The organism is Streptomyces lunalinharesii (genome assembly GCF_039532155.1).
Classification (GTDB): domain Bacteria; phylum Actinomycetota; class Actinomycetes; order Streptomycetales; family Streptomycetaceae; genus Streptomyces; species Streptomyces lunalinharesii.
Window position 1 is genome coordinate 38,534 of record NZ_BAAARK010000004.1, and the last position, 13,712, is coordinate 52,245.

The 13,712-nt window shown below is 74.6% G+C and carries 13 protein-coding genes; 6 read left to right on the forward strand and 7 right to left on the reverse strand.

What is annotated here, in order from left to right:
- Positions 1–131 precede the first annotated feature (131 nt).
- Positions 132–746: a GOLPH3/VPS74 family protein gene (locus tag ABD385_RS08065; protein ID WP_344574340.1), complete on the forward strand. Its 615-nt coding sequence runs from the start codon at positions 132–134 to the stop codon at positions 744–746.
- A 53-nt stretch (positions 747–799) separates the two neighbouring features.
- On the opposite strand, the gene ABD385_RS08070 is transcribed toward ABD385_RS08065, so the two are convergent.
- Positions 800–1,264, reverse strand: coding sequence for an SRPBCC family protein (locus ABD385_RS08070; protein ID WP_344574341.1), 465 nt, complete (start codon positions 1,262–1,264; stop codon positions 800–802).
- A 264-nt stretch (positions 1,265–1,528) separates the two neighbouring features.
- Between ABD385_RS08070 and ABD385_RS08075 the strand changes: the two genes are divergently transcribed.
- Positions 1,529–2,320 (forward strand): SDR family NAD(P)-dependent oxidoreductase, encoded by a 792-nt coding sequence (locus tag ABD385_RS08075; protein ID WP_344574342.1) that lies wholly within the window; start codon positions 1,529–1,531, stop codon positions 2,318–2,320.
- A 69-nt stretch (positions 2,321–2,389) separates the two neighbouring features.
- On the opposite strand, the gene ABD385_RS08080 is transcribed toward ABD385_RS08075, so the two are convergent.
- Positions 2,390–3,367: an ATP-grasp domain-containing protein gene (locus ABD385_RS08080; protein ID WP_344574343.1), complete on the reverse strand. Its 978-nt coding sequence runs from the start codon at positions 3,365–3,367 to the stop codon at positions 2,390–2,392.
- 132 nt (positions 3,368–3,499) lie between these two features.
- Entirely contained in the window at positions 3,500–3,814 is a 315-nt protein-coding gene (locus ABD385_RS08085) for an ArsR/SmtB family transcription factor (RefSeq protein WP_344574344.1), read from the reverse strand.
- A gap of 106 nt (positions 3,815–3,920) precedes the next feature.
- Here ABD385_RS08085 and ABD385_RS08090 point away from each other — a divergent pair, with 106 nt between their 5' ends.
- Complete coding sequence (locus tag ABD385_RS08090) at positions 3,921–4,241, forward strand: NIPSNAP family protein (RefSeq protein ID WP_016574943.1); 321 nt, start codon at positions 3,921–3,923, stop codon at positions 4,239–4,241.
- Positions 4,242–4,284: 43 nt separating this feature from the next.
- Here the strand turns inward: ABD385_RS08090 and ABD385_RS08095 are convergent, their stop codons facing one another.
- Complete coding sequence (locus tag ABD385_RS08095) at positions 4,285–5,124, reverse strand: helix-turn-helix transcriptional regulator (protein ID WP_344574345.1); 840 nt, start codon at positions 5,122–5,124, stop codon at positions 4,285–4,287.
- A gap of 103 nt (positions 5,125–5,227) precedes the next feature.
- On the opposite strand from ABD385_RS08095, the gene ABD385_RS08100 reads away from it, so the two are divergent.
- On the forward strand, positions 5,228–5,935 hold the full coding sequence (locus ABD385_RS08100; RefSeq protein ID WP_344574347.1) for an SDR family NAD(P)-dependent oxidoreductase: 708 nt from the start codon (positions 5,228–5,230) through the stop codon (positions 5,933–5,935).
- On the opposite strand, the gene ABD385_RS08105 is transcribed toward ABD385_RS08100, so the two are convergent.
- Positions 5,913–7,322 carry a M64 family metallopeptidase gene (locus ABD385_RS08105; RefSeq protein ID WP_344574348.1) on the reverse strand — a complete coding sequence of 470 codons (1,410 nt, stop codon included), beginning with the start codon at positions 7,320–7,322 and terminating at the stop codon, positions 5,913–5,915. The two genes, ABD385_RS08100 and ABD385_RS08105, sit on opposite strands and share 23 nt — an antisense overlap.
- Positions 7,323–7,636: 314 nt before the next feature.
- Here ABD385_RS08105 and ABD385_RS08110 point away from each other — a divergent pair, with 314 nt between their 5' ends.
- Positions 7,637–8,458 (forward strand): N-acetyltransferase, encoded by an 822-nt coding sequence (locus ABD385_RS08110; protein WP_344574349.1) that lies wholly within the window; start codon positions 7,637–7,639, stop codon positions 8,456–8,458.
- Here the strand turns inward: ABD385_RS08110 and ABD385_RS08115 are convergent.
- On the reverse strand, positions 8,436–9,806 hold the full coding sequence (locus tag ABD385_RS08115; RefSeq protein WP_344574350.1) for a cytochrome P450: 1,371 nt from the start codon (positions 9,804–9,806) through the stop codon (positions 8,436–8,438). The genes ABD385_RS08110 and ABD385_RS08115 overlap by 23 nt on opposite strands.
- Before the next feature lie 508 nt (positions 9,807–10,314).
- Positions 10,315–10,491 (reverse strand): hypothetical protein, encoded by a 177-nt coding sequence (locus ABD385_RS08120; RefSeq protein WP_344574351.1) that lies wholly within the window; start codon positions 10,489–10,491, stop codon positions 10,315–10,317.
- A 574-nt stretch (positions 10,492–11,065) separates the two neighbouring features.
- Here ABD385_RS08120 and ABD385_RS08125 point away from each other — a divergent pair.
- Positions 11,066–13,648, forward strand: a complete 2,583-nt coding sequence (locus tag ABD385_RS08125) for an ATP-dependent Clp protease ATP-binding subunit (protein ID WP_344574352.1) — start codon at positions 11,066–11,068, stop codon at positions 13,646–13,648.
- Positions 13,649–13,712 lie beyond the last annotated feature (64 nt).

A 13,712-nucleotide genomic window follows, 5' to 3' on the forward strand; every position in this document is an offset into this window, starting at 1 on the left:
GAGGTCGGTCCTCGGCGCGCACGATCCGCCCGGAACTGGTCTGCTGGAGGCTGACGGCCGGCGCGCCCGACGTCCGAGCGCGCCGTGGACGGCGCTCCCGGCGGAGCCTCCGAACGAGGTGGACCAGAGCCATGACCACATCACGGGACCTGATGATCACCGCGCTGGACGTGGCGCCCGGCCGCCCCGTGGAGCAGGGCGACCTGTCGCTCGCGCTCGCCGGGGCGGAGGCGATCGACCTCCTCGCCGCCGAGGCCGTCCGGCTGGACGACGACCGCATCGTGCCGGGCTACCGCCCCACCCACACCGATCCGCTGCTGGCCCGGGCCGCGGCGGCACTGGTCCGCGAGTCGCCGTACGAGTCGGTCGACGACTGGCTGTGGCGCCGGGGCCGCGGCCTGTCCGCCGCCTACCTGGCAGCCCTCGAATCCGACGGGCTGGTCACTCGGCAGCCGCGCCGCGGGATGCGCTTCCGGGCCGGCAACGTCGTGCTGGCGGATTCCCCGGACCGGCGCACCGCGGCCGCCCGCTGGGCCTCGGACGAGCCCGTCCTGGCCTTCCTGGGGGCGGCCCTGGGGCTCCGCGGCGCGGGCGGGACCGGCGACACCACCTCACCGAGCGTGGACGACGACGGCGTGGACACCGTGCTCGCCGCCGTTCACGACGCGCTGATGCAGCTGGAGGCCCTGCGCCAACGCCGGGCCATCGAGCAGGCCGCCTTCGACAACATCTGGCGCGGCGACTGACGCGCCGGGCGTCGCTCGCCGGGCGGAGGTGCGTCCGCCGCGGCGCCGGCGGCTCACCCCGCGGCCTCGACCCAGCGCGCGAGCTTCGCCAACGCCGTGCGCGCACCGGCCGCGTTGGCGTCCGCCGGGACGGCGTCCGGCACGCCCTCGTGGACGATGACGACGGTGGTGCCCGCGCCGGCGGGGACGAGCGTGGTGGTGATCGTCATCGTGCCGGCGAAGCGCGGGTCGTCCGTGTCGAACTGCACCACCTCGACGACCTTCTCGAAGGGCACCAGCTGCGCGAAGCGGCCGTGGTAGGTGTCGGTGCGGTCCGTGGACTTCCCGGCGCCGGGCCGCCCGTCGTCGTAGGTGAGCGAGACCCGGAAGGCGCCGCCGACCCGCACGTCGAACGCGTGCACCCGGCCGGTCATGCCGTCCGGGACCCGCCAGTCGGCGACCGCCCGGGCGTCGAGCAGCGCCCGGTAGACGGCGGCGGGCGGGGCGCTGACGTAACGGGACACCTCTGTCGCGTACATGGGGCAACCCTAGGACCGGCGGTCGCGTTCCGGCGGCTGTGGCGCCGCCCGCTACCACCGGCGGCGCGTCCTCAATCCCGTGGCGGCAGCCCGGTGCAGGCGGCGAGGCGCACGCCCCGGGGCGTGCCGTGCTCCCGTACGCCCTGCCGCGGGTGCCGTCCGCCGAGGTACGTTCGTCGTTCGACCGACGCACTGTGTGCAGTGCTCCGGCCCACACGACGGGCGCCGCGTCAGGACCGAGTCTCGCGCGTGGGGAGACCTCCCTTGGCTGACCGACCCTATCCCTACCGAACCGCGCTGATCACCGGCGCCTCCAGTGGCATCGGCACGGCCATGGCCCGGCAGTTGGCGGCCCGGGGCGTCTCCCTGGTGCTCGTCGCGCGCCGCGAAACGGTCCTGCGGGACCTCGCCGAAGAGCTGCGGCACGCCCACGGCATCGAGGTGGCAGCGCTGCCGGCCGACCTCACCGACACCCAGCAGACGGCGCGGGTGGCCGCCCGGCTCACCGATCCGGACCGACCGGTCGAACTGCTGGTCAACAACGCCGGTTCCGGGGGGTCCGGCGTCTTCGCCAACCTGCCGGTGGACCTCGAAGAGGCCACCGTCCAGCTGAACAACCAGGCGGTGGTGCGCCTGTCCAGGTCCGTGCTGTCCCGGATGCGGGCCGCGGGGCACGGCGGCGTCCTCAACGTGTCGTCCCTGACCGGCGAGTTGCCGTCGCCGTCGCTCGCCACGTACGCCGCGACCAAGGCGTTCCTCACCCACTTCTCGGAGACCCTGGCCATCGAGAACCGCGGCTCGGGCGTCCACGTCACGGTGGTGCTGCCGGGGCTGACCAAGACCGACTACTTCGCCTCCAACGGCCTCGCCCCGGCCTGGGTGCCCAAGTTCTTCTGGCTGGAGGCGGACCAGGTCGCCGCCGCCGCGCTCAAGGCCGTCGCGGCCGGCACCCGGCGGTGCGTGCCCGGCGTCCCCTACAAGGCCGCGACGTCGCTGCTCCCGATCACCCCCCGACCGCTGCGGCGGGCCCTCGGACGCTACCTCTGGCACCGGTGACGCCGTCGGCACCGGCCACCTGGGACAACGGCCCCCGCGGGCGACTGCGCGCGGGGGCCGGGCGGCGGATCAGGGCGTGGTGGCCCCGGTGCCGGGAACGGGGACGCGCCGTCCCTCGACGGCGGGGGCGCCCGCGCCGGCCAGCAGCCGGTCGACGTACGCGATGATCGCGGGGATGACCGAGGTCATGCGGGGGCGCCAGCCGGGCACGGCGTTGACCTCGCAGAGGGTGTGGCCGCCGTCGGCCGTGAAGAGCAGGTCGACCCCGGCGACGGACAGGCCGAGCGCCGCTGCCGCCCGCACCGCCAGGGCTTCGCCCTCCGGATGGCGGCCCAGGCAGAGTTCGGCGGCGGCGCCGCGGGCGAGGTTGGAGGCCAGCGACCCGTCGCGGGAGCTGCGGATCTGGGCCGCCACCGGCACGCCGTCGACGACGACCACGCGCAGGTCCCGGCCGTGGGAGGCGGCGACGTACTCCTGGAGGAGCAGCGGCACGTCCTGGGCGAGGCTGCCGGACAGCGCCCGGAGCAGCTCGGTGTCGGGGGCGAGGAACACCGAGGAACCGTTCCGGCCGTTGACGGTCTTCACCACGCACGGCGTCTGCACCTGCGGGCTGCGCACCACGCCGGCGAGCGGTGCGGTGGCGTACGAGAGCGTGTCGGGCACCGGGAGTCCGGCCGCGGCCAACTCCTGCAACTGCCAGAGCTTGTTGCCGCACCGGTGGTGGGCGGCGGCCGAGTTGATCAGCACCGCGCCCAGGCGTTCCAGGTGCCGGAGCAGGGTCAGTTCACGGTGCTCCGACATGGAGCCGGGGGTCTGCCGCACCAGGACGACCTTGGGCGGCGGCACGTCCTGGCCGCCCAGGGTCTGCAACACCAACCGGCCGTCCCGGACGCCGAAGAGGAGTTCGTCGGAGTGCCAGACGGCGAACCGCGGGCCGTGGGCCCGCTCCAGTGCCTGGCTCAGTGCGTAGGTCGCCCGCATCAGGGGCGCCGGGTGCTCCCGCGCCAACACCCAGACTTCGGCAGGCTCGACGATCGCCGACGGCATCCACGCTCCTCTTTCGCAACTGACGTGCGTCCGAGGGTAGCCGCGGCGCGCGGCGCCGCGCACGTCATCGGCCCAGCCGCACGATCGGGGGCCGGCGGGCCGGTCCGCCGACTCACCCCGGACGGTGCCCGCTCAGGATCGGGCCTGCTCGGTGTCGAGGCCGAGCACGGTCCGCAACAGGCCGGGGAAGCGCTCGTCGAATTCCGGGCGCAGCGAGACCCAGCAGCGGGTGCCGTCGGGTCGGCTGTGGGTGATGCCGCCCTGTCGGAGCTTCTTCATGTGGTGGCTGAGGGTGGACTGGGCGACGCCGAGGTCGAAGTCGCCGGCGAGGTGTTCCCGGCCGTCGGTCAGCACCCGCACGACGGCGCGGCGGGTCGGGTCGGCCAGGGCCCCGAGGGCGTCGGAGAGCGACACCGTGGAGAGCTGCGGGTGGTCGGGTGCGCGCATGGGCCCAGTGTAGACAGTTCATCGATTATCGACGAACATCGATATACTGTGCGCGGCACGGCCCGCGGGCTGCGCCGGAGACCGAGCACGACGAGAGGGGAACGTCATGATCGTCGACCACCGCGTCTACACCGTCCAACCGACCCGCGTCGCGGACTGGGTGGCGCTCTACCGGGAGAAGGGCTACCCGCTCCAGGCGCGACACCTGGGCCGCTGCGTGGGCTGGTACGTCCCGGTGGAGGGCCGACTGGACCAGGTCGTCCACCTGTGGGCCTACGAGGACCAGGCCGACCGGGAGCGGCGCCGGGCCGCGCTCTACGCGGACCCGGAATGGCAGGCGTACCTCGCCGAGATGAAGCGGGAGGGCCTGCTGCTGAGCGCGGAGAACCGGATCCTCGCGCCGACCGACTTCTCCCCCGTTCCGTGACGCTGGCGGGGCCGCCGGGCGCGGCCCACGGCGCGACGGCCGGTCAGCCCACCAGCGACTGGGTGCCCAGAACGGTCAGCAGGGCGAGGCGCTCGGCGTCCTCGGTGCCGGGCTCGGCCGTGTAGAGCATGATCCGCAGGTCGCTGCCCGCCACCGTGAGCACGTCGCAGTCCAACGTCACGGCGCCCACGTGCGGATGGTCGATGGTCTTGCGGGCGGCGTCGTGGTGGCCGACCGCACCGGAGTCCCACAGCTCGGCGAACCGGTCGCTGTCCGCCCGGAGTTCCGCGACCAGCCGCCGCAGGCTCCGGTCGGACGGATAGCGGGCCGCCGCCGCGCGCAGGTCCCCGACGAGTGCCGCCTCGAAGGCGCGCCGGGAGTCCGGCGTGTGCCTGGCCCGGGTACCCGGGCCGAGGAAGTGCCGCCACACGCCGTTGCGTTGGTGTCCGCGCCACCCGGAGGGGTCGCCCATCAGCGCCGCGTAGGGCGGGTTGGCCACCAGCAGCGTCCAGGTCGCGTCGTAGACCGCGGCGGGTGTCCCGGTGAGCCGGTCCAGCAGCCGCTGCACCCCGGGGGTGAGGTGGGTGGGCACCGTCTCCGGGCCCGGGGGCGCCAGTCCGGCCAGCCGGAACAGGTGCGCGCGTTCGGTCTCGGACAGCCGCAGGGCCCTGGCGAGGGCTTCGACGACCTGGGTGGAGGGGTGGGCGGCCCGGCCCTGTTCGAGCCGGGTGACGTAGTCGACGGAGATGCCGGCGAGCAGCGCCAGTTCCTCCCGGCGCAGTCCGGCCGCGCGGCGGTGGCCGCCGGCGGGCAGTCCGGCCGTCCCGGGCGGCATGCGGTCGCGCCAGCGCCGCACCGCCCGCCCGAACTCCGCCGTCGCCATGCCCACCATTGTGCCCCCGCCGTGCGCCCGCCTGCCTGGTACTGCTGGTCCCAGGAAGGCGGGACGGCTGGCTGCCCGCACCGCCCGGGACGAGCCTGGAGGCATGACGACAACACTGATCACCGGAGCGAACAAGGGTCTCGGGTTCGAGACCGCCCGGCGGCTGGTCGCCGCCGGGCACACCGTCTACGTGGGCAGCCGGGACGCCGAGCGCGGACGCCGGGCCGCCGAGCGGCTGGGGGCCCGGACGGTCCTCCTGGACGTGACCGACGACGCGTCCGTCGCCGCCGCGGCGCGGACCGTGGCGGCGGACGGCGGACTGGACGTACTGATCAACAACGCCGGCGTCGAAGGCCGGACCGAGGACGCCGGCGTGATCGGGGCCGCGGACGCGACCGCCGACGCGGTGCGGCGGGTGTTCGAGACGAACGTCTTCGGCGTGGTGCGGGTCAGCCACGCGTTCCTGCCGCTGCTCCAGCGGTCGGCCGCGCCGGTCGTGGTCAACGTCAGCAGCGGCCTGGCCTCGCTGTCCCACGCCAGCGATCCGGACTCCCCGGCCTACGGGTACCCGGGGGTCGCCTATCCGGCGTCGAAGGCCGCGGTCAACATGCTCACCGTGCAGTACGCGAAGGCGTTCCCGAACATCCGGATCAACGCCGTGGAGCCCGGCTACACCGCCACCGACCTGAACGGGCGCACCGGCACCCAGACCGTCGAGGAGGGCGCCGAGATCATCGTCCGGATGGCGCAGGTGGGCCCGGACGGACCCACCGGCGGCTACTTCGACGTCAGCGGTCCCCTCCCGTGGTGACCGCGCTCCGCGCCGGTGCGGCGTCCGGGCGCGCCACCACCCGGGCGTCGCGGCCCGCGGAGCCGGCGGCGCGCCGCAGCGTCCACCCGGTGACGCCGGTCAGCGCGGCGCGCAGGGCGGGGTCGCGCACGGCGGTGGTGCCGTCGGTGACGGTCGCCGTCAGGCGGTGGTCGCCGCGACCCACCGCCACCTCGCCGAGCGCCACCCGGTCGCGGTCGCGTTGGCCGGGCAGTTCGCGTCCGTCGAGGTACCAACGGACGGTCAGCGGGCCGCGGGCGCCGTCGGGCGTGCGGGGCAGGGCGAGGCGGGCCGTGGTGCGCCAGGCACGGGAGCGGTCGGCCGGTGCGGCGGGGGTGGCGTGCCGGTAGAACCCGGCGACCATGGCCTCCGCGCCGGGCAGGTTGAAGGGCTTGCCGAGGGTGCGCATCAGGGAGTCCTCGGTGGGGCGGAAGAGCCCCTTGACGTAGTAGTTGCCGCCCTCGTACGCGCCGACGGCGCCCCCGTCCGGCGAGGTCTCGCCGAGCCAGCGGTACCACTTGGTGCGGGCGCCACCCATGGCCGCCGCGTCCAGCACCGACGAGTTGGCCTCGGGCTTCTCGGGGCCGCTGTACTGCTCGTACTCGGGGACGCCCGGGTAGGCGTACTCGTCGGCGAGCTTGCCGAGGGAGTGCCCGGTCTCGTGGACGGCGACCTGGCTGGAGTCCCGGTCGTGCGCGGAGGCGGTGGCGATCCCCTCGTAGCCGAGGGTCGGACTGGCCTCGTTGTAGCCGGCGCCGCCGTACTTGCTGCTGTTGGCGAGCACCAGCACCAGATCGGCCTGCGGCGCCTTGGCCACGTAGGCGTCCACCTTCTGCTGGTCGACGCAGAGCAGGCGTTCCGTGTCGTCGCACCAGAAGTGCGCGCCGAGGGCGGTGTTGCGGGTGACGTCCTTGCCGGGGTCGCCGCTGACCCCACTCTCCGCGGAGACGGCGTCGACGGTCCAGACGTTGAAGAGCTTCTGGTACGTGCGGTAGGGCTCCACGCCGAGGAAGTCGTTCCACTTCTCCTTGGCGTCGGTGTGGAACCGGTCCAACTCCCCGGCGGTGTAGCCGTCACCGAGGACGACGACGTCGAGCCGGTCCTTGGTGTCGCCGTTGTCGATCACCTTGGTGACCCGGCCGTCGGCGCCGCCCGCGAGCGCCTTCGGAGTGGCGCCCGGGGCGGTCGGGAAGGTCCGGGGGACGTTCCGGTAGCCGGCGCCCGCCGCACCACCGGCGGGGCCGGGGACCTCCACCCGGACGTGGGGGTCGGGCGCGGCCGCGGCGGGGGCGGACAGGCCCGCGAAGGCGAGCGCGCAGGCCGCGGCGACGGCACCCAGCCGACCGCGGCGACGCATCGATATGTGCACGAAGTGCTCCTCTGGGGTGGGGGGTTGGCTGCACCCGGCCGGACGCGAGGCAACCATGGCACGGGAAACCCGTTCCGGGCCGGGGGCGTCCTGCCGCGGGGCGGCCGTGTGAATCCGGCGGCCGGTTGTGAATGCGGAGCGCCCTGCGGGCGCGGCCTGCGGGCACCGGGCGGACGGTACGGGCGCCGCAACGGGAATTTCACAGGCGGTGTCCGGTGGCCGGCGGGCGTGCCCGCGCGTCGCCCACCGGGCCACCGGGCCACACGGCAAAACCGCTGGCCCGCCGGGGCCGTCCGCTGGCAGGGTGACCGGTCATGACGGACGTCGACACCCTCCGGATCAGCACGCTCGCCGAGCGGCCGGCGCTGCTCCCCCGGCTCTACGAGATCGCGGAGACCTGGCCGGCCTTCATCCCGCACGATCCGGTCGCGACCGCGTTCCTGGGCCGGGTGGCCGAGGACTTCCCCGCGCACTGCGTCGTGGCGACCGACGGCGACCGGGTCGTGGCCCGCGGGCTGAGCGTGCCGTTCGACGCCACGCTCGACGGTCGCGAGGAGATGCCGGACCGCGGGTGGGACCGGGTGCTGACCTGGGCCTACCGCGATCGGCGCCGGGGGCTCCCGCGCACTCCCGCGACGGCCGGCGCGCTGGAGGTCACGGTGGACACCGGGTACCTGCGGCGCGGGCTCTCCGCCCGCCTGCTGGGCGCGCTGCGCAGCGCCGCCGGCCAGCAGGGGCACGAAGTCCTGCTGGCCCCCGTGCGGCCCACCGTCAAGCACCGCGAACCGCACGTCCCGATGGCCGAATACGTCCGTCGGCGGCGCACCGACGGGTTGCCGACCGACCCGTGGCTGCGGGTCCACGTCCGGGCCGGCGGGACCGTCGGGCGGATCGCTCCGGCGTCGATGACGGTCAGCGGCTCCTTGGAGCAGTGGCGGCGGTGGACCGGCCTGCCCTTCGACCGGGACGGCCGGATCGTCGTGCCCGGCGCCCTCGTCCCGGTGCACTGCGACACCGCGCACGACCACGCCGTCTACGTCGAACCGAACGTCTGGGTCCGGCACCGCACGGTGCGGCCGGACGCCGGTGCGCCCGCGCCGTGGTCGGCCCGGCCTACCCGGGGCTCCGTGGGCTGACGACCATGCGGATGTCGTCGGCGGCCCAGAGGACGAACCGTTCGACGGGGGTCACCTCGTCCCCCGCGACCGGGCGGAACCGGAACCGTTTGAGCAGCACCGCCAGCACCAACTCGGCCTCGACGACGGCCAGAGCGGCGCCCTCGCAGCTGCGCGGTCCGAACCCGAAGGGGACGTGGGCCAGTTTCGGCCGCCCGGCCGCCGCCTCCGGGGTGAACCGCTCGGGCACGAACTTCTCCGGCTCCGGCCAGTACCGGGGGTTCATGTGCACGGCCCAGAAGGGGTAGAAGACCGTGGCCCCGGCGGGGATCAGGTAGTCGCCCACGGCCAGGTCCTCGGCCGTCTCCCGGGCGCCGTACGGGGCCGGCGGGTAGCGCCGCATCGCTTCCTTGAGGGTCATGCCGAGGTACGTCAGACGCCGGAGGTCGGCGTACTCCGGCGCCGCCCGGTCGCCGAGCACCCGGTCCACCTCCTCGGTGACGCGGGCCGCCACCTCGGGGTGCCGTGCCAGCAGGTACAGCGTCCACGAGACGGCGACCCCGGTCGTGTGGTGGGCCGCGAGCAGCGTCATCATGACGGTGTCGCGGATCCGCGCGGGCCGTTCGCCGGCCGCCACCAGCGCGCCGATCAGATCGCTGGGGTCGGTCCGGTCGTCGATGCGGTGGGCCGCGACGACCCGGTCGACGGTCGCCCGCAGCCGGGCGAGGGCCGCCGCCGCCCGCTCGGCCCGTTGGGCGCGCTCCGCCGGCCCGACCGCGCCGGGCACCTCGTAGAGCCGCCCCAGGTGCTCGGTGAGCACCTCCTCGAACGCGGCGACGACGCCCTCCGGGTCCGTCACCTCGCCGCCGAACGCGTACGCGCAGATCATCCGCAGGGACAGCGCGGTGAGGTCCTGCTGCAACGCGACGGGTGTCCGGTCCCCCTGCTCGGCCCAACGGTCCGCGAGCGCCGTGGTCAGCGCGGTGAACTGCCCGAAGTGCCGCTCGTGGGACGGGCGTCCGGCCAGCACCGACAGCAGCAGGTGCCGCCAGGGTCCGTGCTCGGCGGCCGGTAGCACCTGGAGGTTGCCCGCCTCGCACAGCGGCTCCAAGAACGCGAACGGTCGCACCGGCCGCTCGTCGAGACCGGCCGTGGCCTCCAGCAGGACGGGATCACAGATCGACACCGCCACTTCCGTGCCCGGCAGTTGGAACCGCACGACGGGTCCGTACGCGTCGTGCAGCCGCAGCTGGTAGGCGTGCAGTCCGCCGGCCGCCGCGATGGCGCCGGCCCCGCCGTCCGCCCGGGGCTCGGGGCCGGGGAGGGCCCTGGCCGCCCCACCCGTCTGACGGCCCGATTCAGAGGTCATCCTCGACTCCCCTCGCAACGGCGGTCGCGGCGACCGCCTCGTCGTCCCGGTCCGGATGGGTCCGGATGGGTCCGGATTCCCGCCGGCCCCCAGTGGAACACCGCCGCCGGAACGTGCCCAGTACCCCGACCAACTCGCCGCCCGTCGTGGTGACTTACCCGCATACCGGAGGCGACGCCGCTGGGGCCGCCGTCGGCCGGCCTGGCCCGCGGGGGTCGATCACGCTCTTCGGGCTGTTCCTGCTGGCGCGGGCGGTTCCGCTGCACGGGGCCGTGGGCGGGGTGCGGGGGCGGCTCGACTGCGCGTCCCGGTGACGGGCGTTCGTGGTGACCATTCGGATGGTGCGGCGTTGGTCCTGGAAACCGGTCGGTCCCGGAGGCCGGTGGGTGGGGTTCGGGGGCGCGCGTCGCCGTGGTTGGGCCCGGCGTGCGTCCCCGACGGACGTCGGGAGGGCGGCGGGCCGCATCGTGTCCGCGGACGCCCTCGGCCCCCGCGGACAACCCGTCCCTCAGGCGTCGGTGGTCGCCGGCGCCCGCAGGCCGCCCGCGATCCGCTGCCACTTCGCGAAGACCGACAGCAGTTCGTCGGCCGGTGCCCGATCCAGCTCGGCGTCGAACCGCCGGGCGAGGGACGGGCTGGCTAGCGCCTCACGAATACGCTCGATGGTCCATGGCACGGTGCTCATACCTTCCTCCCGGTCCCGCAGGGTGAAGCTGTCCAAGATAGCGGTCCGGGCGGACCCTTGAACTCCGTTCCGTCCGCCGCAACCCGAAGAGGCGAACCGCCCGGCGCGACGGTCGGCGCGGCCACGGGCGGACGCCGCGCACTGCCGGGGCCGGTGCGGGCGGACGGGGCGGACCCGAGGGACGCGGGTCCCGGCCCGGGGCGCCGCGATGTCTCGGGGACGCCCCGCCGAGGCCGGGACGGGCCGGGCGGCGGGCCGGTGCGGAGCGGGTCGGGTGGGCGGCCCCGAACAGCCGCGCGCCGGCCGGCCGCGACCGCGGGACCGCCATTCAGGGGAGGACGTGCGCCGGGCCCGTGCGGCGCGGCCGGCGGGGCGTCGGCCGCGCCAGCGGGGCCCCCGGGCGCCCGGCGGCGACGCGCCGGAGGTGCGAACGGCACCGGTGGCGTCGATCCTGTAGCAGAGGAGTCGCACGTCGCGGCGACCACGCAGCGGACGACAGCACAGGGAACGAGTACTACGCACCCGCACACAGGCAGCGTGTCGCGGCACCGTCGTGACAGCGGAACGGACGCACATGGGCAACGGATTCATGGGTCCGGAGGGTTACGGCCCGGACTCGTTTGGTGACTTTCTCGCCCGGTTCTTCGGGCGTTCCGCGCAGTCGCCGGGTGAGGAGGGCGGCTCCCCGATGCCGCGGCAGGCCGACATCGCCCGGCTGATGAGCGGTCCGGCCCGGGACCTGGTGACCTCCGCCGCCGCGTACGCCGCCGAACACGGCAGCCCCGAACTGGGCACCGAGCACCTGTTGCGTGCGGCACTCAGCACGGAGCCGACCCGGAGCCTGATGCAGCAGTCGGGGGCCGACCCGGACGCGCTGGCGGCCGAGATCGACCGCAACGCGGGGTCCGGGCCGCTGCAGAAGAGCGTCGCGGTGACCCCGGCGGTCAAACGGGCGCTGCTGGGGGCGCACGAGCTGGCGCGCGGCACGGGGGCGTCGTACATCGGGCCGGAGCACGTACTGGAGGCGCTGGCCGCGAATCCGGATTCGGCGGCCGGGCGGATTCTGCACCTCGCCCACTTCGACCCGCAGGCCGGGTCCACCGGGCCCGGCGGCGCGGGGCCGCACCAGCCGGCCGGATCGAGCGCCGAGCACGGTGCGGTGCCGCACCACGACACCCCGACGCTGGACAAGTACAGCCGGGACCTGACGGACCTGGCCCGGGCCGGCCGGATCGATCCGGTCATCGGGCGGGAGGAACAGATCGAGCAGACCATCGAGGTGCTGTCGCGGCGCGGGAAGAACAACCCGGTGCTGGTCGGCGACGCGGGCGTGGGGAAGACCGCGATCGTGGAGGGGTTGGCGCAACGGCTCGCCGACGGGGAGGTTCCCGAGACGTTGGCCGGCCGGCGGATCGTGGCGCTGGACCTGACCGCGGTGGTGGCCGGGACGCGGTACCGCGGCGACTTCGAGGAGCGGATGAACAACATCATCGAGGAGGTCCGGGCGCACTCGGACGCGTTGATCGTCTTCATCGACGAGCTGCACACCGTGGTCGGGGCCGGTGGCGGCACCGGGGACGGTGGGGCCCTGGAGGCCAGCAACATGATCAAGCCGGCGCTGGCGCGCGGGGAGTTGCACGTCATCGGCGCCAGCACGCTGGAGGAGTACCGGCGGTACGTCGAGAAGGACGCCGCGCTGGCCCGGCGGTTCCAGCCGATCCTGGTGCCGGAGCCGACGGTGCCCGACACGGTGCAGATCCTGCGCGGGTTGCAGGACCGCTACGAGGCGCACCACCAGGTGCGGTACACCCGCGAGGCGGTGCTGGCGGCCGTGGAGCTGTCGGATCGGTACATCACCGACCGGTTCCTGCCGGACAAGGCGATCGACCTGCTCGACCAGGCGGGCGCCCGGGTCCGGCTGCGGTCGGCGACCAAGACGCCCAGCGTGCGCGACATGGAGCGCGAGGTGGAGCAGCTGGTCCGGGACAAGGACCAGGCGGTCCATTCCGAGCAGTACGAGCGGGCGACCGAGCTGCGGGACCGGATCGCCGCCCTCACCGAGCGGATCCGGACCGTCCAGGACACCCAGGACGAACGACCGGTGGGCGGCGACGGGCGGATCGTGGAGGTCACCGCCGAGGACGTCGCGGAGATCGTGTCGCGGCAGACCGGGGTGCCCGTCAGCAGCCTGACGGAGGAGGAGAAGGACCGGTTGCTGGGGCTGGAGGGACGCCTCAAGGACCGGGTGATCGGTCAGCAGGACGCGGTGGCGGCGGTGTCGGAGGCGGTGCTGCGCTCGCGGGCGGGCCTGGCCGACCCGAACCGGCCGATCGGCAGCTTCCTCTTCCTCGGCCCGACCGGGGTGGGCAAGACCGAACTGGCGCGGGCGCTCGCCGAGGCGCTGTTCGGCAGCGAGGACCGGATGGTACGGCTCGACATGAGCGAGTACCAGGAGCGGCACACGGTCAGTCGGTTGATCGGCGCCCCGCCCGGATACGTGGGCCATGAGGACGCGGGCCAGCTCACCGAGGCGATCCGGCACCACCCGTACTCGCTGCTGTTGCTGGACGAGGTGGAGAAGGCGCACCCGGACGTCTTCAACATGCTGCTCCAGGTGCTGGAGGACGGGCATCTGACGGACTCTCAGGGACGCACGGTCGACTTCAAGAACACCGTGATCGTGATGACCAGCAACCTCGGTTCGGAGGCGCTCAGCGGCGGCCGGGGCGTGCTCGGCTTCGGGTCGGCGGAGACGGGCGCGGACGACGGTGCCCGGGAGCGGGCACTGGGGGCGCTGCGCGCGCACTTCCGGCCCGAATTCCTCAACCGGCTCGACGAGATCATCGTCTTCCGCCAACTGACCGACGAGCAGCTGCACCAGATCACCGGCCTGCTCCTGGAGGGCACCAGCCAGCGGCTGCACGCCCAGGGCATCGCCGTGGACTTCTCCCCCGCCGCCGTGGACTGGCTCACCCGCCGCGGCCACCAACCCGAGTACGGGGCCCGGCCGTTGCGCCGCACCATCCAGCGCGAGGTCGACAACCGGCTCTCGCGGATGCTGCTCGACGGGGCGCTGTCCGCCGGCGACCGGGTGCGGGTGGACGTCACGGACGGCGAGCTGGCGTTCCAGGCCAACCAGGCGCAGCGAACGGCGTGAGCGGCGGGGTCGGGGGCGAGACGCCGCGGCGGCGCGCGGCCCGTCGGTGGAGCGAGCCGTGAGG

Bases quoted from the DNA above. Each gene is read 5' to 3' on its own strand.
- ABD385_RS08065 (WP_344574340.1), top strand. From the start codon at position 132: ATGACCACATCACGGGACCTGATGATCACCGCGCTGGACGTGGCGCCC.
- ABD385_RS08070 (WP_344574341.1), bottom strand. From the start codon at position 1,264: ATGTACGCGACAGAGGTGTCCCGTTACGTCAGCGCCCCGCCCGCCGCC.
- ABD385_RS08080 (WP_344574343.1), bottom strand. From the start codon at position 3,367: ATGCCGTCGGCGATCGTCGAGCCTGCCGAAGTCTGGGTGTTGGCGCGG.
- ABD385_RS08085 (WP_344574344.1), bottom strand. From the start codon at position 3,814: ATGCGCGCACCCGACCACCCGCAGCTCTCCACGGTGTCGCTCTCCGAC.
- ABD385_RS08090 (WP_016574943.1), top strand. From the start codon at position 3,921: ATGATCGTCGACCACCGCGTCTACACCGTCCAACCGACCCGCGTCGCG.
- ABD385_RS08095 (WP_344574345.1), bottom strand. From the start codon at position 5,124: ATGGCGACGGCGGAGTTCGGGCGGGCGGTGCGGCGCTGGCGCGACCGC.
- ABD385_RS08100 (WP_344574347.1), top strand. From the start codon at position 5,228: ATGACGACAACACTGATCACCGGAGCGAACAAGGGTCTCGGGTTCGAG.
- ABD385_RS08110 (WP_344574349.1), top strand. From the start codon at position 7,637: ATGACGGACGTCGACACCCTCCGGATCAGCACGCTCGCCGAGCGGCCG.
- ABD385_RS08115 (WP_344574350.1), bottom strand. From the start codon at position 9,806: ATGACCTCTGAATCGGGCCGTCAGACGGGTGGGGCGGCCAGGGCCCTC.
- ABD385_RS08120 (WP_344574351.1), bottom strand. From the start codon at position 10,491: ATGAGCACCGTGCCATGGACCATCGAGCGTATTCGTGAGGCGCTAGCC.
- ABD385_RS08125 (WP_344574352.1), top strand. From the start codon at position 11,066: ATGGGCAACGGATTCATGGGTCCGGAGGGTTACGGCCCGGACTCGTTT.